This is a genomic window from Yersinia canariae (assembly GCF_009831415.1).
Taxonomy (GTDB): domain Bacteria; phylum Pseudomonadota; class Gammaproteobacteria; order Enterobacterales; family Enterobacteriaceae; genus Yersinia; species Yersinia canariae.
The window spans coordinates 3413947-3433101 of sequence record NZ_CP043727.1 but is presented as its reverse complement, the minus strand read 5'-3'; the positions used below and the strand labels follow the sequence as shown (position 1 = coordinate 3433101).

The following is a 19155-nucleotide window of genomic DNA, read 5'->3' as shown; positions in this document are numbered from 1 at the left end:
TGATTTTTCTTCTCAATATAAAAATAATATAGGGAAACTATCCCTTAAGTTTTCATCAGGGTACAGATGTATTCTCCTGAGAAAAGTCTGAATAAGCGCTCTTTAGTTTTTTGCCAGCGCCGCAATTCAGGATCATTGATCCCGTAACTACTAAACAGAGTATATGTATCGTCTAAATATTCTTCCACTAACTCCGAAAGGTCACCGCCATCTGGGTATTTTATTTTAAAACTCATCACAAATGAAGCTATATGCTCGATCAAATCATTGAGTTGTAGGTTTACGGCAGAAGTTGGGTCATTTACCCAGCCGTGGTGGCTATCACCAAGGGTAGCAATGCCTTCATCATACAAACTCTCACACAGGAACTTCAATTGGGCAATATCATGCCGCTTAGGTGAGTACTCATCCATATCATCCCCTCCGTAAACGCTTAATTCGGTGTTGATAACACAATGTGAGTAGATCGGTAATCATATAAATGCAGAAGCTTATCGATTAAGTAAATAAACTCGCCTTGCTATGAATATAAATCATTTCTCCGCTCACCGCGCAACTTTATTACTTAATCTTACAATTCGTCAGCGGTTGAAGGTCTGTCATTGTTAATTATATCAAAGATGATTTTTTTTGGATGTACAATAAATGTTACAGTACTTGTTAGTGACTCTTCAGTGTTGATATCCAGGCAGGGGTTAAAGATATACCAGCCATAACAGTAAGTCATTGAATAACAGTTATCTTTCAAAACAGAAATATCAAGAATTTCTAATGAACCGGGAGTGTACCGAGCATTCTCAGAATAATACATTAACCCAGAAACTAAACTTCCTTCAATGTCACGAATATTATTCCTGATAACATTTTTGAGTAATGAAATCGGGTAACACCCTGAGGAGAAGTCGCCAGTTATTTCATTGTTCATTAATTGTCCGCTCATGGTGATAAGATTAATTCATCAATGCACTGTCATTACTACAAAAAATGCGATGCCACTTGTTTTTCAGTGACTATTAGCCTGATTTGAATCAAAAAAATCAAATTTAATGAGGTTTATCAACTAAACCGGCTAGTTAACATGCAGTGAGGTTATTAAGACCCGCTCTTTCAATAACACTGTATGGCAATAAAATAACAATTCTTAAATAGAATTTCTCGTATTTAAGGCTATTACTCACGATTAATTCAACATTCCTCTATTAATTTAGAATGCTATGCGGGTTTGATCAAGAGTAGGGGCCGCCACATGACTTGTTTTTTATTGTGTAATTTACTTTTTTGCGAGCATGACCGAATTGTGCTGGGCTAGAGTAGCAAAATTAGTCTCATTCTCACCAGTAAGGTGTCTGTAAAGATAGTTTCATTTACTGTAACTAACCATGTTAGTGCTGCTTGTTTGTCGATAGTGGTCGGTTTTTATCCGTCTAATATTTGTGTTGTACTGTGGCCCCGTCATAGCTTGTTACCTTTGAAAAATTTCAGACCATGATGTGTTCTTGAATTCAATAAGTTTATGTGATGTTATATTATATCATTAAATCACTTATTCTTCTTTGATATGAATAAATTCTCTGCTCGGTTTGCTCTACTTCCACACTGGACGTTGTTCTCTCTATCCTCCTTGCAGCGTGTTGCCGGTGTTGCCTTGCTTTGCGTATTGCTGTGGTGTGCGATTTATTGGGCGAATGTATTGCCATGATAAAATTGAGAAATACTGAGATTGGATATGACGGTCATGCTCTGACGCCCCCCATTGACGGCTGCTTCGTGGCGGGTTCTCTTACTGCGATTATCGGAGCAAATGGGGCGGGTAAATCCACTTTACTCAAAACGGTCGCCGGTTTACAACCAACAGTTGCTGGGCAAATCAGCTTTTCTGATGGGAGAGCCCCGCAAATGGCCTACTTACCTCAACAGGCTGAATTAGATCGTCAATTTCCGATCGCCGTCCAAGATGTTGTGGCCATGGGGTGCTGGCCACAAAGCGGATTGCTCGGTGGGATTAATCATCAATCACGGCAACGAATCAAACAGGCATTAAACACAGTCGGCATGCAGGATATGGCTCGCCAACCTGTTGGTGAACTTTCTGGTGGGCAATTGCAGCGGGTGCTATTTGCTCGTCTTTTAGTACAACAAGCCCAACTGATTTTATTGGATGAGCCTTTTACCGGCATTGACAGCCAGACTGTCGGGTTATTACTTGAGGTTATTCATCAGCTACATAATGAAGGACGAACCATAATTGCCGTCCTACACGATATGTCGATGGTGGCGGAGCATTTCCCGCATACATTGTGGCTGACACCTCAGGATTATTGCTGGCAACCTTCTGAGCAGGTCTTGGCTCAGTGGCATTACTCTCACAACTCATCTTGCCCACTTTCCTCACTGACTGTGCAGGCCGATTCACTAATGGCCATAACCTCATGATATTAATTAATTTACTTACCGAGCCTTTCATCGATTTTGGCTTTATGCGACGGGCATTGGTGGCGTGTTTGGCACTATCACTCAGTTCAGCGCCGCTAGGGGTTTTTTTGTTATTACGGCGAATGAGTCTGGTGGGCGATGCCCTGTCACATGCAGTATTACCGGGAGCCGCAATCGGATATTTGATTTCAGGTATGTCGTTGATTGCAATGGGCGTTGGTGGTTTTATTGCCGGACTTTCGGTTGCCATGATGTCGGGCTGGGTGAGTCGGCGAACACTCTTAAAAGAGGATGCCAGCTTTGCGGGTTTCTATCTCGGCTCTTTAGCCTTAGGGGTCACCCTAGTGTCTTTACGTGGTTCCAGTATGGATCTGCTCCATGTGTTATTTGGTTCTATTCTCGCAGTTGATACCGATGCAATGACCATGGTCGGTGTTATCACCACATTCTCCATGTTGGTGTTAGCGGCCATTTATCGCGCACTGGTGGTCGAGTCATTTGACCCTGTTTTTTTACGGGTCAGCATGGGGCGCTGGTTGATGGTGGTTCATGCACTATTTCTGTCATTAGTCGTCCTTAATCTGGTGGCTGGGTTTCAGATTCTGGGCACATTGATGTCAGTCGGATTAATGATGTTGCCCGCTGCCAGTGCGCGGTTTTGGGCCAAAAACTTACCCCAAACATTGGGCATCGCCATGGTGATAGGCATGCTCGCCAGTATCGTCGGGTTACTGTGGTCCTATTACGCCTCATTACCTGCCGGGCCTGCCATTGTCCTGAGCGCCAGTCTGATTTTCTTTATATCTATCTTATTTGGAACGCGTGGTGGAGTGTTAGTCACCGCGCGCCTTTGAGAAGTATCTGTCATTAAAGGAGAGTTAAATGAAGTATTTACCTGTTAGTTTGGCGGTGGCTGCCCTACTGTCAAGCCCACTGGCGATGGCTAAAACAGTTGAGGCCGTTGCCAGTTTTTCTATTCTAGGTGATATCGTCCAGCAGGTTGGGGGCGAGCATGTCAATGTGGTTACCTTGGTTGGCCCAAATGGTGATCCCCATGGTTTTGAACCTACACCAAAAAATAGTAAGCAATTGTCCAAAGCTGATGTGGTGTTTGTCAGTGGATTGGGGTTAGAGGGCTGGTTGGAGCGGCTGATTACGGCCTCTGGTTATAAAGGGCAGGTCGTCGTCGCCTCTACCGGAGTCGATACCCGCAAGCTGGATGAAGAGGGGAAAATGGTAACCGATCCCCATGCATGGAACAGTATGGCGAATGGTATTAAATATGCTAATAACGTGATGAATGCGTTAATTGTTGCTGATCCGGAAGATGCCGATTATTTCCGTCAGCGCGGGGGCGAATATATTCAGCAGTTGGAAAAACTGGATGCTTACGCCAAAGCGCAATTTGCCGCGATCCCTGCCGGGCAGCGAAAAGTTCTGACCAGCCATGATGCCTTTGGTTACTTTAGCCAGGAGTATGGGGTTAACTTCTTGTCACCTGTAGGATTTTCTACCGAGTCTGAAGCCAGTGCCAGTGGGGTTGCCGCGCTGATTAATCAAATCAAGCAAGAGAAAATAAAAACCTACTTTATTGAAAACCAGACAGATCCCCGATTGGTAAAACAAATTGCCGAGGCCAGTGGCGCACAAGCCGGTGGCGAGCTTTATCCAGAGGCGCTATCTGCTGCCGATGGCCCAGCGGCGACTTATGCACAAGCGTTTAAACACAATGTGGATACTATTGTGAACAGTATGAAGCAGTAAAATAGCGCAGCCTCGGAGGGAACTTTGGGGCTGATTTCTCACGCCTTTTATGACAAATAGCAAAGCCCCGTTGGGCAGCAACGGGGCTTTTTAATGATAGATAAAATACTCAACATCAGCGCTTCTTATGGGTTCCTCCCTGAACCGCTTTAAAACGTGGATTGCTTTTGCAAGTAACATACACCCGCCCACGGCGACGGACGATTTTGCAATCGGGATGGCGGTTTTTTGCTGAACGTAATGAACTCAATACTTGCATAATCAACCTTCAGAATTAGCTGGCTTTTTTGGTCAGGAAGCTGCCAAAACGCTGATGGAAACGCGCGGTGCTGCCTTCTTTTGAAAACTCTTTCTGTTTACCGGTGTAATACGGGTGCGAAGCAGAAGAAATATCCAATGTGACATAAGGATAGGTCTGCCCATCGCGTTCAATCGTGCGCTCAGTGGCAATGGTTGAACCCACGGTGAAATAAGTGTCTGCACTGGTATCGTGAAAAACCACAGTCCGATAGTTAGGATGGATGCCGGGTTTCATAAAGAACTCCATTTGTTATGTTATAATATAACAATGATTATGCTCCATTCATTTTTCAGTTTCAAGTCCGAATAAAAAAAACCGCAAACCGAAGTAAACTGACTCCATAAAGTTTGCGGACTTTTTAAGGTGGGGAGTTGTGACCTGCTGTTAAGCGGCGATGTGTTACCCAGGGCAGCAAATAATCTGAATATATCTGACTACTTACTGGCGTCAGTGAGCTGTTGCCAGAAAGATTGACCGTTTTGTGGGGCTGACGCGGCGAAGAACTCACACACTGTCGCGCCAACATCTGACATTGTTTTTCGGCTACCCAGGTGAATGCCTTTTTGCTGACAATGCGTTATTCCCGCATGATAGACCAGTAACGGAACTTGCTCCCGCGTGTGTTTGCTGTGGCCGATGGTTGGGTCATTGCCGTGATCTGCCATCACAACCAAGCAGTCACCGGTCGCCATGGCCGCTGTTATTTTACCCAACATGTTATCAACTAATTGCAGCCGTTCTGCATAGCGCGCGACATCCTGACCATGGCCGGCCAAATCAGTTTCTTGAATATTAGTACAGATTAATGCGCTGCCCGCACTTTGTACTTCTTCTAAAGTGATATCCAGGATAGCTTGGGAATCGACCAATTGTTGGTAGCTGCGCCCCGCAGGATTAGTCACAATATCAGCCACTTTCCCCACCAGCACGGTGGGAATATTGATTTTATCGAGCTGACGCGGCACCTGAACATCAGCGTCCACACCATAACCCAGATGAATGACCTGAAAAGCATTATCGTAAACACCGGATTTCGGGCTATTAATACCAATGTAAAGCTGTTGCTTAACTTCGGCCGCACTGATGATTGCGTGACTATTCATCAGTTGCCCGCCGTAGGCGATAACCCGGTTGACTTCCACACAACCGCGCACTATCCGACCTATTTTTTCGACTTGCTCAAAATTAATGGCGCTTAAATTAGCACAAATATTAAACACTTGGCCTAAATCGGCTTCAAGATTATCACCAATTGCGACACAGTTATTGACCCATAAAAATTGCAAATCACTGCTATCATCAGGCGCTCCGCGCTCTTCAACTTGATAACCTTGCTGGCGTAATGCATCTGCCACCCGCGCCTTTACAGTGGAAAACGGCATACTGAGAGGCGAGCGGGGTAGGGTTCCCATGATTTCTTGATGGCCCATGAAGGTATCGCCACCTTCATGTTGCAACAGCGCAACCCCAAAGCTGGCTTGAGGATTATCTTGCATTACGCTGCCATGGAAATCAGGAGAACCGATATGCAACGCATTGAGTAACCCCAGTTTTTCCAAGTTGGGTAAACGCAATTTTGGGTAGGTTTGCAAAATATGGGCGCAGGTATTCGCTCCCATATCCTGTGGGCGAACTTCAGAGACATCCGGCATGGCACCCACGCCAAAACTGTCGATGACCAGCACGATGAACTTACTCATAACCCCTCCTGTCCGGTGGACACTGGAATGGTATTCCCCTGACTATCATAAATTCCGAGCAATATGGGCTGACCTGACTGGATCCCTGCCACCAGTGCCACGTCACTGCGGGTGACGAAAATTTGTGTGCGAAAGCACATTACCACCGGGCTACCGACGGCAAAGGCGTCGGTCAGGCTCAAGGTATAGTCGATGCTGTCATTAGCGGGGCTTTGCACCTTACTGGTCTGCCATTGCTGGTCATACACCAGTGCATTGCTCAAATGACCACGCCGATAGTATCCGCCTCCGTAGCAATGACTTTTGCCTTGATGACAATGCGAAATCTCGGTCAGATAAAGCATGGCGACATGCTCGGGCTGATTTCCCTGCTGGTTAGAAGGCATTGTTCCTGTCAATGAATGACCTGGCTCTGCATGGGTTACACCCCATTTAGCCAGTTGCGGTAGGCTTTCAACACTGGTTGCGGAAGGGCCATTAACCTGCTCCACAGGGATGCCTTGTTGCTCAAGAATACTTTTTGCCTCAATCAATGTATTGAGATTCGGGCTGGGCAATGTTTTGCCTTTTTCATTATCAAAAAGCATGCAGGGGAAATGCGTGACACCCACCAAACGAATGCCGGGGATTGCTTTTATTTCATTGATAACAATGGGTAATTCATTCAAAGAAAAGCCAGCTTCTTGTCCCGGATAAACCAAATCACCGGGGTGCCAAACTTTTAATAACAGCGCTTGTTCTTTGTTCTGGCGCACGGCGGCGTTGGCAATTTCTCGTGCTTTGGCGACACTGTAGACTGTAATGACCTCGGGGTGACGGGAGACAACCTCATCCACCATCCCGCTTGGGATTTGCACTAAATGGCCAATGTGGGCGACCGGCAAGTTATGTTGATAGAGCTGGCGCGCCTCTTTGAAATCCACCGCCACAATACCCTGATAGCCACATTCCAGCAGGAGCTTGCACAGCAGGGGATTTCGGCCAAACTGTTTGCTCATGAGATAAAGTGTAATGCCACACTGTGTTGCGGTTTCCAGCAGTAAACGTGCATTTTTTCTGACCTGATCAACATCAATAACGTAGCTGTCAGGTTTAATCATCCCTTGTTGCCATAGCAAAAGTGCCGCTTCTACGAGCGCTGGATTCTGTTTTTGTAATGCTTTTAGTAGCATATTCTGTCCCTAATATACTTGTCATACTTCAAGCTGCATGGCGTTGGCTGCTCTCTCGAATTATTTAAAGTAAAATGATTCTTTCATTTTTTTGAATATTTAGTGGGGATCAAAATTATTAGCTCTCTGTCTGCTGGGCCAGATGCAGGCCATATAAGTTTGCTAATAAATATCCTAATTCGTGGTCGGGTACTTCGAAGGCAAACAGTGAGAGTAAATCGCTATTAATTTCCCTGATATTGGCAAAAATTGCCGTAGTTTCAATCTCTTTTAATATCTCATCGTCGATAGTCGGAATAACCTGTCCTTGACGGGCTCGCATCAACGCATTCGCCATGTGAGTGATTAATATTTCTCCTTGGGGATGGCGAATAGATAATTGCCAGTGTTGCTCCAAGCGAGTGAGCACATTAAGCATCCCAAAGTAGACTGTGGAATCAATAACCTGAGCGTCATATAAGATTTTTAATCTTGTTTCCATTTGTCTTTATCTTCATTTTTATGAATATTTCTATCATAATAATTTATTGCTTCGCTGCAAATGCTCAAACCGCTATTTGGTATATTGATCACAATATAATCACTCCGCCGAAATTCGCTGCTTCAGTGCGATGATATAGCCCTGTTTTCTACTGTGGAACTGTGGCCGTGATTGATGAGAGGAAAAGAAAAAGGCCGCATTTGCGGCCTTTCAAATATGACATGACGAGTTGCCCGATTGGGTTACTTCACCTTATGGTCAACAGCATGTGCATGTTCTACATCTTCACTTTTCCGGCTGAAGCGGCGGCGAACCACCACGAAGAATACCGGAACAAAGAAGATGGCCAGTACTGTGGCCGTTATCATACCGCCCATGACCCCGGTACCAACCGCATTCTGTGCACCAGAACCTGCACCGCTACTGATAACCAGTGGCAGAACCCCAAGGATAAAGGCCAGTGAGGTCATCAAGATTGGTCGCAGACGCATACGCACCGCCTCCAATGTTGACTCCACCAAGCCTTTACCTTCTTTGTCCATCAAGTCCTTAGCGAACTCGACAATCAAGATGGCGTTCTTCGCTGATAGCCCAATCGTGGTCAACAAGCCGACTTGGAAGTAAACGTCGTTGTTTAAACCGCGTAGTGAGGCAGCCAGTAACGCACCAACCACACCCAGTGGAACCACCAACATGACCGAGAATGGAATCGACCAGCTTTCATACAACGCAGCCAGACACAAGAAGACCACTATCAGTGAGATAGCATACAGTGCTGGAGCCTGGTTACCCGACAGACGTTCCTGATAGGACATACCGGTCCAGTCATAACCCACGCCACTAGGTAATTTAGCCGCCAATTCTTGCATCAAGTCCATGGCTTCACCGGTACTTTTCCCCGGTGCTGCTTGACCCAGAATTTCCATGGATGGCAAGCCGTTATAACGTTCCAGACGCGGTGAGCCGTATTCCCATTTTGCGCTGGAGAAGGTGGCAAATGACACCATCTGGCCTGAGCTGTTACGGACATACCACTTATCAATATCATCCGGTAGCATGCGGAATGGCGCATCAGCTTGCACGTAAACTTTTTTAACACGACCACGGTCGATAAAGTCATTTACATAGCTGCCGCCCATTGCAGAACCTAGCGTGGTATTGATATCAGAAATAGCGACGCCAAGCGCTTGTGCTTTTTCCTGATCAACTTCCACTTTGAACTGTGGTGTATCTTCCAGTCCGTTAGGGCGCATGCCCACCAGCATATCCGAATGTTGCGCCGCCATGCCAAGCAGTTGGTTACGCGCTTCAGTTAATTTCTGATGCCCAACGTTACCCTGATCAATCAACTGGAAGTCGAAGCCGGTTGCCGTACCCAGTTCCACAATAGCTGGCAAGTTAAAGGCGAAGACTAAACCGTCTTTAATTTGCGAGAAAGCAGCGGAGGCGCGGCCAACAATGGCTGGCACTTTGTTTTGCTCACCCGGACGTTCATCCCAGTTTTTCAGACTGACGAATGCCAGACCGGTGTTCTGACCTTGACCACTGAAACCGAAGCCGTTAACGGTAAATACCGAATTAACCACGTCTTTTTCTTTGTCGAGATAATAGTCAGTTACCTGATTTAGCACTTTCTGAGTACGTTCTTGTGTCGCACCCGCAGGCAGTTGCACCATGGTCAGGAACACACCCTGATCCTCTTCCGGCAAGAATGAGGACGGTAAGCGCAGGAACAGCACTCCCATACCAATCACAATCGCCAGATAGATAACCAGATAACGCCCCGTGCTGCGCAAGATATTGGCAACGCTGTCGGTATAGTGGTGAGTACTTTTATCGAACATGCGGTTAAACCAACCGAAGAAGCCGGTTTTTGGCCCATGCTCGCCTTTCGCGATAGGTTTCAGCATCGTTGCGCACAATGCTGGTGTCAGAATCAATGCCACCAGTACCGAGAGCACCATCGCCGATACGATAGTAATGGAGAACTGACGATAAATAGCCCCAGTAGCACCACCGAAGAAGGCCATTGGGATAAATACCGCAGACAGCACCATCGCAATCCCCACCAAAGCACCTTGGATTTGCTCCATGGATTTTTTGGTGGCTTCTTTCGGCGGCAGCCCTTCCTCTTGCATCACACGTTCGACGTTCTCGACGACGACGATGGCGTCATCCACCAATAGCCCTATCGCCAACACCATCCCAAACATCGTTAGGGTGTTTATCGAATAGCCCAAAGCGGAGAGAATGGCGAATGTCCCGAGCAATACAACCGGTACTGCAATCGTTGGAATCAACGTTGCACGGAAGTTTTGCAAGAACAGATACATAACCAAGAACACCAGAATGATGGCTTCTACCAATGTTTTAACCACTTCGTTAATGGAGATTTTAACGAATGGTGTGGTGTCATATGGATAAACCACTTTCAAGCCAGCAGGGAAGAACGGCTGTAATTTGGCCAGTTCCGCTTTTACTGCCGCAGAGGTGTTCAGGGCGTTAGCCCCTGTCGCCAGCTTGATACCAATACCCGCTGCCGGTTTACCGTTATAGCGGGCAATGACGTTATAGTTTTCAGCCCCCAGTTGCACGATTGCCACATCTTTTAGGCGAACCTGCGAACCATCTGTATTCACTTTCAGCATTATTTTGCTGAACTCTTCCGCGCTGGTTAAACGTGTCTGCGCAATGATAGATGAGTTCAGTTGCTGGCCTGGTACCGGTGGTGTTCCACCTAACTGACCCGCGGCTACTTGGTTATTTTGGACTTTAATAGCATTGATAACATCAACCGGCGTCAGGTTGTAGTTATTCAGTTTGTGCGGATCCATCCAGATACGCATCGCGTACTGGGAACCGAATAGCTGAACATCACCTACACCCGCGGTACGGCTGATGGGATCTTTAACGTTAGAACCTACATAGTCAGCGATATCTTCTTGTAGCATGGTGCCGTCTTCAGAAATAAAACCGGCAACCATTAGGAAGCTACTACTGGACTTTTCAACACTCACACCTTGTTGCTGCACTTCTTGCGGCAATAATGGCATGGCTAATTGCAGTTTGTTCTGGACCTGAACCTGAGCAATATCCGGGTCAGTGCCTGAGTTAAAGGTCAACGTTATCTGAACGTTACCGGATGAGTCACTGCTGGAAGACATGTACAGCAAGTTATCGATACCGTTCATGTTCTGTTCGATAACCTGCGTTACTGTATTCTGAACAGTAGTCGCATCGGCGCCAGGGTAGTTGGCGGAGATTGAAATTGCCGGTGGCGCAATGGTCGGATATTGCGCAACGGGTAATTTCATTATCGCGAGGATACCGGCCAACATCAGAATGATAGCCAGAACCCAAGCGAAAATGGGGCGATCTATAAAGAACTTAGCCATGAATTACCGGCTCCTTTTAAGACTTCTTCGCTGTATCAGCTGGGGCTTCTTTTGGTGCTGACGCCGTAGCTTCCTGCACTTTTACCTGTACGCCCGGTCTGATTTTCTGCAAGCCGGAAACAATAACGCGATCACCTGCTTTCAACCCTTCAGTGACCAACCATTTGTCACCAATAGCTTGGTTAGCAACTAACGTGCGCAACTCAACTTTGTCATCTGCACCAACAACCATCGCGGTAGCTTCTCCACGTGGGTTACGGGTTATACCTTGCTGAGGCACTAACAGTGCATCAGGACGGACACCTTCATCCAGACGGGCGCGAACAAACATCCCTGGTAACAACGCTTCATTCGGGTTAGGGAAAATGGCGCGGATAGTAATAGAACCGGTGGTTTCATCCACGGTCACACCAGAGAATTCTAAGGTGCCGGTTTCTGCATATTCAGTGCCGTTTTCCAGCAACAAGCGAACTTTAGCTTTACCGTTTTCTTGTTTGAGCGTGCCATCTGTCAGCTCTTTTTTCAGGCGCAGGAACTCATCGCTTGACTGAGTAACATCAACGTACATCGGGTCAAGTTGTTGGACGGTAGTCATTGCAGTTGCCTGACCACTGGTCACCAATGCACCTTCAGTCACTGAAGATTTACCGGTACGCCCGCTGATTGGCGAGGTGACTTGGGTATAAGCCAGATTAATACGAGCAGTTTCTACCGCTGCTTTTGCCGCCAGAACGGAAGCATTGGCTTGCATAGAATCAGACACCGCTTGGTCATACTCTTGCTTACTGATGTAGTTCGTGCCCAGCAATGGTTTGTAGCGATTCACGGTCAGACGGGCGATTTCAGCCGCTGCTTGTGCTTTAGCTAAATCACCTTTTGCGCTGTCATAAGCGGCCTGATAGGTCGCAGGATCAATTTGATAAAGTGATGTTCCGGCGGTGACATCACTGCCTTCAACATAGTTACGTTTAAGGATAATACCGCTAACTTGCGGACGAACTTCTGCAACACGGAATGCGGACGTGCGGCCAGGCAATTCGGTTGTGATATTCAGTGGTGCAGCTTTCAACGTCACAATGCCGACTTCAGGTGCCTGTTGAGCATGGGCTTGCGCCGCATCTTTGTCATTACATCCTATAAGTACTAAGCTGCCTGAAAGTACCAGAATTGCAGCCAGAGGCATTACCCCTCTGTTTTTGCTCATAGATAAACCTCAAGTGTCCGATTTTTAATTTAATTCAATGGATCACAAGCTTTAAAACCCATTGCTGCGTAAATTATATGTGCGTGCTATGGTACATACATTCGTTAATGTATGTAAATCGCACCCCCTCGAAAAAACAACGCTATGGCACGAAAAACCAAACAGCAAGCTGAAGAGACCCGGCAACAAATTCTAGATGCCGCCGTGCGGGAATTTTCTGCACACGGTGTTTCCGGCACTTCACTTACTGATATTGCTGTCGCCGCTGGTGTGACCCGAGGCGCAATTTACTGGCACTTCAAGAATAAGGTAGACCTGTTTAACGAAGTTTGGGAGTTATCAGAATCTAAAGTTGATCAGCTCGAATTAGAGTATCAGGCAAAATATCCTGATAATCCACTCCGTATTCTGCGTGAAATACTCATTTATGTTCTTGTTTCTACACGTGAGGATTGCCGACGTCGCGCATTAATGGAAATTGTATTCCATAAATGTGAATTTGTCGGAGAGATGACCCCCTTCCACGATGCACGCAAAGTCCTTGATTTAGCTAGCTATGAGCGAATTGAATCAGTTTTACAAGGCTGTATTGACGCCAATCAACTGCCCACAAATCTTGATACTCGCCGAGCTGCGATTATCATGAGAGCCTATATTACAGGTTTGATGGAAAACTGGCTTTTTATGCCGGAAAGTTTTGATATAAAACAAGAGGCACCAGTATTAATTGATGCTTATCTGGATATGCTAGGCCATAGCCTTTCCTTGCTAAAAGAGACTAACAGCAAGGCATAGGATTAACTGTAGAGGTTTGTATGAGTAATGAAACGAGTTCACTGGTCATTATTGCCAATGGTGCTGCGTATGGACAGGAATCTTTATTTAATGCGCTGCGTTTATCCATTGCATTAAAAGAGCAGCAGACCAGTCTCGATTTACGTCTATTTTTAATGTCTGATGCAGTTATTGCTGGCCTTAATGGGCAACAGCCGCGAGAAGGCTATAATTTGCAGCAAATGTTAGAAATACTCACAGCACAGAATGTTCCGGTTAAACTCTGTAAAACGTGTGCAGATGCGCGTGGTATTAGCGGGTTAGCCTTAGTTGATGGGGTGGAAATCGGTACTTTGGGTGAACTGGCTCAATGGACGCTAGCGGCCGAGAAAGTTCTGACGTTTTGATCCGTTAAGGAATACGGTCATTGGCTTCTCTAATCAACCGATATTTCTGACTGTTACATCCTATTGAGCAGCAATTGCGTATCTGCCCGCATTAATTACAGCTATTCACGCCCTGAAAGACTTTTCTTATAATGACTCGAGACTGAACGTGTTAGGATTTCAGTCTCTGTGTTGAAATGAAGTCCAAATATGAGCCGCAGATTTCATCATCCTTATTCTTTATTGTTTTCGTTGTTAACAGGCGCATTTTTATTACGCCTACAGATAATGATTACCCTGCTTGTAATTACTTTGCTAGCTTCTGGCTCGGTTTTCGCGGCCGGGATAAATATAGATGTGCCGACGCGCAATGAAGTACTGAGCCAGTTGGATACATTATCAAAACAAAAAATATTGTCGCCAGCTGAAAAGCTATCACAACAAGATCTGACGAATACGCTGGAATATCTTGATACTATCGAGCGTACTAAGCAGGAAGCCAATCAGCTTAGGCAGCAATTAGCACAGGCACCGGCGAAATTACGGCAGGCGACGGAAGGGCTGGATGCACTTAAGAATAATTTAGCAGATACCTTGACTCGAGAATCCTTGGCGAACTATTCATTACGCCAGTTGGAATCACGTCTAAATGAAACATTGGATGACTTACAATCCGCGCAAGAAGACCTCTCGGCCTATAACAGCCAGCTAATTTCTCTGCAGACTCAACCAGAACGTGTGCAAAGTACCATGTATAGCGCATCGATGCGTTTAATGCAGATTCGCAACCAACTCAACGGATTAGCTCCGAACCAAGAGGTTTTGCGGCCGACCCAGCAGCAAACGCTATTGACTGAGCAAGTCATGTTAAACGCGCAACTAGATCTACAGCGTAAAAATTTGGAAGCGAATACCACCTTACAAGATTTGCTGCAAAAACAACGGGATTACACCACCGCACACATTGATCAGTTGGAGCGTTATGTCCAGCTATTGCAAGAAGTGGTGAGTGGCAAGCGGTTAATTCTTTCAGAGAAAACGGCTAAAGAAGCGCAAGTGCCTGATGATGCGGCTGATATCCAAAATGACCCCTTGGTCAGTCGGGAATTGGCGATTAACAAGGAATTGAGCCAGCAATTGATTAATGCCACTAAAGAAGGTAACACGCTGGTACAACAGAATATCAGGGTCAAAAATTGGCTGGATCGCGCTCTGCAATCTGAACGTAATTTAAAGGAGCAAATTACCGTTTTACGGGGTAGTTTGCTGCTTTCTCGTATTTTGTACCAACAGCAACTCAATTTGCCCACTTCTGGTTTAATTACCAATATGGGGCCACGCATCGCGGATTTGCGTTTAGAACAATTCGAAATCAATCAGCAGCGTGATCAGCTATTCCAGGGGGATGACTACATTCAAACCCTGATGACTGACAGTAAAGAGAAAATCAGCCCTGATGTGGAAGATGCATTGGGGCAGATAGTCGATATCCGACGTGAACTCCTGGATCAGCTAAATAAACAGCTAGGTAATCAGCTGACTCTGGCTATAAACCTGCAAATTAACCAGCAGCAATTACTGAGTGTTAATGAGTCACTTCAACATACCCTGACACAGCAAATCTTTTGGGTTAGCAGTAATAAACCAATGGATTGGTCTTGGTTGAAAGCATTGCCGAGTGCATTGAAAGCTGAGTTGAGTAACTTTCATTTTACCTTATCTTGGGATGATGTATTAGCTGGATTAGTTAAGTCATTGGTGTTCTTGATACCGATGCTGATTGTGGTTGGCGTCATCCGTTCACGCTACAAAATCATTAATAAGCATTTGGACAGGTTAGCCTCTGATGTCGGGCAATTAAAGCACGATAGCCAAATGCACACACCCAAGGCCATTTTGCTCACCTTGCTGAAAGTGCTGCCAGGGGCTTTGGTCATTGTGGGCGTGGGTTATTGGTGCTTGCGCTCAGACTTCAATCTTAGCGATTTCTTCTGGAGCTTCTTCCAACGTCTGGCCCTATTCTGGTTGGTGTTTGACCTGACATATCGCATGTTATCTCCATGTGGCATCACTGAACGGCATTTTATGATAGCGGCGGATAGATGTGCTCATTATCGACGCCAAATGGTGCGTTTAGGGGCGGCGTTACTGCCCGTTATCTTTTGGTCTGCTTTGGGGGAGAAAAGCCCGCTTAGGCTGGTAGATGATGTTATTGGGCAGATTGTCATTGTCATTGCGTTGGCACTATTGGCTTTGTTCGTCTACCCATTCTGTCGCGATAGCTGGCGTGAGAAAGACTCTCATGCGGTTCGGTTGGTCATTGTCACTGCGATAGCGGGAACACCAATCATATTGATTGGATTAATGGTTGCTGGGTATTTCTATACAACATTGCAACTGGTTGGCCGCTGGATTGATAGCCTCTATTTATTGTTCTTATGGAATATCGTTTATCTGACCGCCATTCGCGGACTGGGGGTTGCGGCACGGCGTTTAGCTTACCGCCGAGCAATTGCCCGGCGACAAAACCTGGTTAAAGAGGGCGCTGAAGGAGGGGAGCCAGTAGAAGAGCCTCCATTGGCGTTGGAGCAAATTAACCAACAGTCATTACGTTTGACCACCATGGTCCTGTTCCTGATTTTTGCCACCTGTTTTTATGCTATATGGGCTGATTTGATAACGGTTATCTCTTATTTGGACAGCATCTCTTTGTGGCATTACACCACAACAGTCGCGGGCACGAGTGTTGCTCAGGCGGTCACATTGGGGAACATGCTCGTAGCGTTGATGGCATTGGTCGTTGCTTATATCCTGACGCGTAACTTACCCGGCTTGCTTGAAGTGGTGGTTTTATCACGGCTACAACTACGCCAGGGAACCTCTTACGCCATCACCACCATTTTGACCTATCTAATTACTGCTATTGGGGGGATAACTGCGCTTAGCTCGCTCGGGGTTTCGTGGGATAAATTACAATGGTTGGTTGCTGCTCTGTCAGTGGGCCTGGGGTTCGGCTTACAGGAAATATTTGCCAACTTTGTATCAGGTTTGATTATTTTATTCGAACGCCCTGTTCGTATCGGCGATACCATTACCATTGGGACTTTCTCCGGCAATGTAAACAAAATCCGTATTCGTGCTACGACGATCACTGATTTTGACCGTAAAGAAGTGATTATTCCGAATAAGGCCTTTGTGACTGAGCGACTGATTAACTGGTCTCTCTCTGATACTGTTACCCGGATAATTATTAAAGTCGGGGTTGCGTATGGTTCTGATTTAGCAAAAGTAAAAGAAATTTTGCTAAAAGCCGCGCACGAAAACTCACGGGTTATGACTGACCCTGAACCCCATGTATTCTTCCTTAATTTTGGTGCCAGCACACTTGATCATGAATTACGTGTATATGTGCGCGAATTACGTGACCGTAGCTATACGGTTGATGAATTGAATAGTGCAATTGATAAGTTATGCCGTGAGAATGATATTAATATTGCATTTAATCAATTGGACGTTTATTTGCACAAACCAGATGGTACTGAAATTCAAGAAGTTAGCCGGCCTTTCGAGACCAATAAATTACCTACTGCGCCGTCTGAAAAGTCTGCAATAGGTGATACCAAACCTGATTTGCCGGATATCAATAAGCCACTTGCTTAAGGGGGCGGGTGGGGAGGTATTGATGAATTCAATTATCTGCTATGCAATGAGTCGCAACAAGGCGATACCGGGTGTACCGCCTTGGCTAAATACCAGAAACAACCGTGTCAATCAGATTTCTGATTTCGTAGTTTACGCTGATAATCAAGTTGCACGATAGCTAGCGCTGCCAGTGCTGTTTCCGGCGCTATCTCATTGCATTCCAGCAAGTAGATAAGATCTACTGCCAGTTGCAGTTCTGGTGACGTTTTTTCAACTGACATAATCTGGCCAACATTTGATTTTCAGTGAATTAGGAAAGCCGGGCAAGGATACCGCACTGCTGGTGCCCACCTGACTTGATTTCAAACCATCTACTAATAGATTTCAAGCTGCAAACAGAGGTAAATAAGAGGGCCCAGTGAACTTACATAAGACGAGTGAACTTACATAAGTAAAGCGTTAGGGAGATTGAGCCCTACCACACACCTGCAACTTCAAAGAAGGTAAGTAGGTACTCAACATTATAGAAAAGTATTCGCTATCGAAACCCTAATGATTCAAAAAATGTGACAAATATTCAAAAACCGTTCTCTTTCCTCTCAATGCTGCGCTCTATTTTTATCAGCGCCTGTCGGCAACGCATTAAACGGCCTTCCAATGCAGCGAGTTCTTTTTGTATTTTTTGCTGCTCCGTCAATAGGTTTTGCTTACCCAGTTGGCTCTCTCTATCTTGAATCATGGCTATGATTCGGCGTTCGTAGTCTTGATGCTCAGCTAGCTTATGGTAAGGATCCAACTTATTATATTTTGGGTCGGGATTGGACTTTCTCAGCTTTTGAGTCGCTAATTCTCTTTGTAAGGCCGATATTTGTGCAACCAGTTTCTCAGCCAAAAAAGCGACTTGCTGTGTGCGATTTTCTGCAACGACCAGTTTTAACTGAGCCATATTCTTGTGCACTTCCAGTAGGTAATCGCGAAAACGGTTACCATGATTGCCAAATAAATTCAGGTCAAAACGAGCTTGTTGAGACGGGGTATTTGCTTGGGGGCCAACCTGTGCCGACAATGCCTCTATTTGGCTTTCAAGCACCTGCAATAGCTTTTCTGTACTCATGGCGCTTCTCCTGGATATTTTTTGCCAGCTTGCCTTTGAATGCCGAGAGTTACAAGCAAAGGGGCGGTAAATCTATATTTTGTGCTAATAATGCCAAGAATATCTGTTGATGATGATGAGTGCATGCGTTAATGATAGGGTCACATTTAATCAATGTCATGATACTCGTTATACTTCAAACTGATGGGTGTTGGCTGCCTTCCTGCAATTCGAATTATTTAGGTATATAAAGGGAGTATATGTCTCGTTGGTTGTTGATGGCTTTGGGTTGGCTGGCCGTGATTTTGGCAACCTTAGGTGTCGTGCTTCCGCTTTTACCCACTACGCCGTTTTTACTCTTGGCTGCGTGGTGTTTTGCCCGCTCCTCGCCCCGTTTCCATTATTGGCTGCTTTATCGTTCATGGTTTGGTAGCTATATCCGCACATGGCAGCAACATCGGGCTTTGCCCCCCGGCACTAAATGGAAAGCAATATTGGTCACCATACTCACTTTTGCCATTTCGCTTTGGTTCGTGAAAATTTGGTGGGTCAGGGGCATCTTGCTCATTATATTAACGCTATTATTGACATTTATGTTGCGTATGCCAGTTATTGACCTATCGCAACAAAAAAGGCACTGAGCAGCTCACATCAGTTGCATTTTAATGCCAGTTTGCATAGATTTGAGCGTTTTCGTGCGCGGGATATTCCCTCGTTGCGTCCTTAGGATTAAGGAGGCAGTAATTTTTTCTATCGGGGCGTGAGCGGTTGATAGAATGAGTTACTCAGCCGATGCCTTTTAACATCGAC

General features: G+C 45.8%; 18 protein-coding genes. 7 read left to right on the top strand and 11 right to left on the bottom strand.

Annotated features, from left to right (window positions below):
* Window positions 1-44 precede the first annotated feature (44 nt).
* Window positions 45-413 carry an Hha toxicity modulator TomB gene (gene tomB / locus F0T03_RS15900; RefSeq protein ID WP_004392643.1) on the bottom strand — a complete coding sequence of 123 codons (369 nt, stop codon included), beginning with the start codon at window positions 411-413 and terminating at the stop codon, window positions 45-47.
* Window positions 414-571: 158 nt separating this feature from the next.
* Complete coding sequence (locus F0T03_RS15895) at window positions 572-925, bottom strand: hypothetical protein (protein WP_159679431.1); 354 nt, start codon at window positions 923-925, stop codon at window positions 572-574.
* 770 nt (window positions 926-1695) lie between these two features.
* On the opposite strand from F0T03_RS15895, the gene F0T03_RS15890 reads away from it, so the two are divergent.
* Genes F0T03_RS15890 through F0T03_RS15880 form a run of 3 tightly spaced genes read left to right on the top strand, consistent with a single transcriptional unit; the run spans window position 1696 to window position 4197 of the window.
* Complete coding sequence (locus F0T03_RS15890; protein ID WP_159679430.1) at window positions 1696-2433, top strand: metal ABC transporter ATP-binding protein; 738 nt, start codon at window positions 1696-1698, stop codon at window positions 2431-2433.
* Window positions 2430-3287: a metal ABC transporter permease gene (locus F0T03_RS15885; protein ID WP_159679429.1), complete on the top strand. Its 858-nt coding sequence runs from the start codon at window positions 2430-2432 to the stop codon at window positions 3285-3287. Before F0T03_RS15890 ends, F0T03_RS15885 begins: the two co-directional genes overlap by 4 nt.
* Before the next feature lie 28 nt (window positions 3288-3315).
* A complete protein-coding gene (locus tag F0T03_RS15880) occupies window positions 3316-4197 on the top strand; it encodes a metal ABC transporter substrate-binding protein (RefSeq protein WP_145555761.1) in 882 nt (293 codons plus the stop codon).
* A gap of 115 nt (window positions 4198-4312) precedes the next feature.
* On the opposite strand, the gene ykgO is transcribed toward F0T03_RS15880, so the two are convergent.
* The 7 genes from ykgO to acrA form a co-directional block, all read right to left on the bottom strand.
* Window positions 4313-4456, bottom strand: a complete 144-nt coding sequence (gene ykgO, locus F0T03_RS15875) for a type B 50S ribosomal protein L36 (RefSeq protein WP_159679428.1) — start codon at window positions 4454-4456, stop codon at window positions 4313-4315.
* 15 nt (window positions 4457-4471) lie between these two features.
* Complete coding sequence (locus F0T03_RS15870; protein WP_145555763.1) at window positions 4472-4732, bottom strand: type B 50S ribosomal protein L31; 261 nt, start codon at window positions 4730-4732, stop codon at window positions 4472-4474.
* Between the two features lie 200 nt (window positions 4733-4932).
* On the bottom strand, window positions 4933-6198 hold the full coding sequence (locus tag F0T03_RS15865) for a phosphopentomutase (RefSeq protein ID WP_159679427.1): 1266 nt from the start codon (window positions 6196-6198) through the stop codon (window positions 4933-4935).
* The gene (locus F0T03_RS15860; protein WP_159679426.1) at window positions 6195-7370 is read right to left on the bottom strand and encodes a YhfX family PLP-dependent enzyme; all 1176 of its coding nucleotides are present in this window, start codon (window positions 7368-7370) and stop codon (window positions 6195-6197) included. The genes F0T03_RS15865 and F0T03_RS15860 overlap by 4 nt, the downstream gene beginning before the upstream one ends.
* Before the next feature lie 118 nt (window positions 7371-7488).
* Entirely contained in the window at window positions 7489-7851 is a 363-nt protein-coding gene (locus F0T03_RS15855) for a PRD domain-containing protein (RefSeq protein ID WP_159679425.1), read from the bottom strand.
* A 242-nt stretch (window positions 7852-8093) separates the two neighbouring features.
* Window positions 8094-11246, bottom strand: a complete 3153-nt coding sequence (gene acrB / locus F0T03_RS15850; protein ID WP_145555767.1) for an efflux RND transporter permease AcrB — start codon at window positions 11244-11246, stop codon at window positions 8094-8096.
* A 16-nt stretch (window positions 11247-11262) separates the two neighbouring features.
* A complete protein-coding gene (acrA, locus tag F0T03_RS15845) occupies window positions 11263-12450 on the bottom strand; it encodes an efflux RND transporter adaptor subunit AcrA (RefSeq protein WP_145555768.1) in 1188 nt (395 codons plus the stop codon).
* A 144-nt stretch (window positions 12451-12594) separates the two neighbouring features.
* On the opposite strand from acrA, the gene acrR reads away from it, so the two are divergent.
* The 3 genes from acrR (at window position 12595) to mscK (ending at window position 17270) form a co-directional block, all read left to right on the top strand.
* Complete coding sequence (gene acrR / locus F0T03_RS15840; protein WP_145555769.1) at window positions 12595-13245, top strand: multidrug efflux transporter transcriptional repressor AcrR; 651 nt, start codon at window positions 12595-12597, stop codon at window positions 13243-13245.
* Window positions 13246-13265: 20 nt separating this feature from the next.
* Entirely contained in the window at window positions 13266-13631 is a 366-nt protein-coding gene (locus F0T03_RS15835; protein ID WP_159679424.1) for a DsrE/DsrF/TusD sulfur relay family protein, read from the top strand.
* 189 nt (window positions 13632-13820) lie between these two features.
* Window positions 13821-17270, top strand: coding sequence for a mechanosensitive channel MscK (gene mscK / locus F0T03_RS15830; protein ID WP_162526966.1), 3450 nt, complete (start codon window positions 13821-13823; stop codon window positions 17268-17270).
* A 107-nt stretch (window positions 17271-17377) separates the two neighbouring features.
* On the opposite strand, the gene rsmS is transcribed toward mscK, so the two are convergent.
* On the bottom strand, window positions 17378-17533 hold the full coding sequence (gene rsmS, locus F0T03_RS15825) for a pleiotropic regulatory protein RsmS (protein ID WP_145555771.1): 156 nt from the start codon (window positions 17531-17533) through the stop codon (window positions 17378-17380).
* 296 nt (window positions 17534-17829) lie between these two features.
* A complete protein-coding gene (priC, locus tag F0T03_RS15820; RefSeq protein ID WP_159679423.1) occupies window positions 17830-18366 on the bottom strand; it encodes a primosomal replication protein PriC in 537 nt (178 codons plus the stop codon).
* A gap of 239 nt (window positions 18367-18605) precedes the next feature.
* Between priC and F0T03_RS15815 the strand changes: the two genes are divergently transcribed.
* Complete coding sequence (locus F0T03_RS15815) at window positions 18606-18986, top strand: DUF454 family protein (protein WP_159679422.1); 381 nt, start codon at window positions 18606-18608, stop codon at window positions 18984-18986.
* Window positions 18987-19155 lie beyond the last annotated feature (169 nt).

Bases quoted from the DNA above. Each gene is read 5' to 3' on its own strand.
- tomB (WP_004392643.1), bottom strand. From the start codon at position 413: ATGGATGAGTACTCACCTAAGCGGCATGATATTGCCCAATTGAAGTTC.
- F0T03_RS15895 (WP_159679431.1), bottom strand. From the start codon at position 925: ATGAACAATGAAATAACTGGCGACTTCTCCTCAGGGTGTTACCCGATT.
- F0T03_RS15890 (WP_159679430.1), top strand. From the start codon at position 1,696: ATGATAAAATTGAGAAATACTGAGATTGGATATGACGGTCATGCTCTG.
- F0T03_RS15885 (WP_159679429.1), top strand. From the start codon at position 2,430: ATGATATTAATTAATTTACTTACCGAGCCTTTCATCGATTTTGGCTTT.
- F0T03_RS15880 (WP_145555761.1), top strand. From the start codon at position 3,316: ATGAAGTATTTACCTGTTAGTTTGGCGGTGGCTGCCCTACTGTCAAGC.
- ykgO (WP_159679428.1), bottom strand. From the start codon at position 4,456: ATGCAAGTATTGAGTTCATTACGTTCAGCAAAAAACCGCCATCCCGAT.
- F0T03_RS15870 (WP_145555763.1), bottom strand. From the start codon at position 4,732: ATGAAACCCGGCATCCATCCTAACTATCGGACTGTGGTTTTTCACGAT.
- F0T03_RS15865 (WP_159679427.1), bottom strand. From the start codon at position 6,198: ATGAGTAAGTTCATCGTGCTGGTCATCGACAGTTTTGGCGTGGGTGCC.
- F0T03_RS15860 (WP_159679426.1), bottom strand. From the start codon at position 7,370: ATGCTACTAAAAGCATTACAAAAACAGAATCCAGCGCTCGTAGAAGCG.
- F0T03_RS15855 (WP_159679425.1), bottom strand. From the start codon at position 7,851: ATGGAAACAAGATTAAAAATCTTATATGACGCTCAGGTTATTGATTCC.
- acrB (WP_145555767.1), bottom strand. From the start codon at position 11,246: ATGGCTAAGTTCTTTATAGATCGCCCCATTTTCGCTTGGGTTCTGGCT.
- acrA (WP_145555768.1), bottom strand. From the start codon at position 12,450: ATGAGCAAAAACAGAGGGGTAATGCCTCTGGCTGCAATTCTGGTACTT.
- acrR (WP_145555769.1), top strand. From the start codon at position 12,595: ATGGCACGAAAAACCAAACAGCAAGCTGAAGAGACCCGGCAACAAATT.
- F0T03_RS15835 (WP_159679424.1), top strand. From the start codon at position 13,266: ATGAGTAATGAAACGAGTTCACTGGTCATTATTGCCAATGGTGCTGCG.
- mscK (WP_162526966.1), top strand. From the start codon at position 13,821: ATGAGCCGCAGATTTCATCATCCTTATTCTTTATTGTTTTCGTTGTTA.
- rsmS (WP_145555771.1), bottom strand. From the start codon at position 17,533: ATGTCAGTTGAAAAAACGTCACCAGAACTGCAACTGGCAGTAGATCTT.
- priC (WP_159679423.1), bottom strand. From the start codon at position 18,366: ATGAGTACAGAAAAGCTATTGCAGGTGCTTGAAAGCCAAATAGAGGCA.
- F0T03_RS15815 (WP_159679422.1), top strand. From the start codon at position 18,606: ATGTCTCGTTGGTTGTTGATGGCTTTGGGTTGGCTGGCCGTGATTTTG.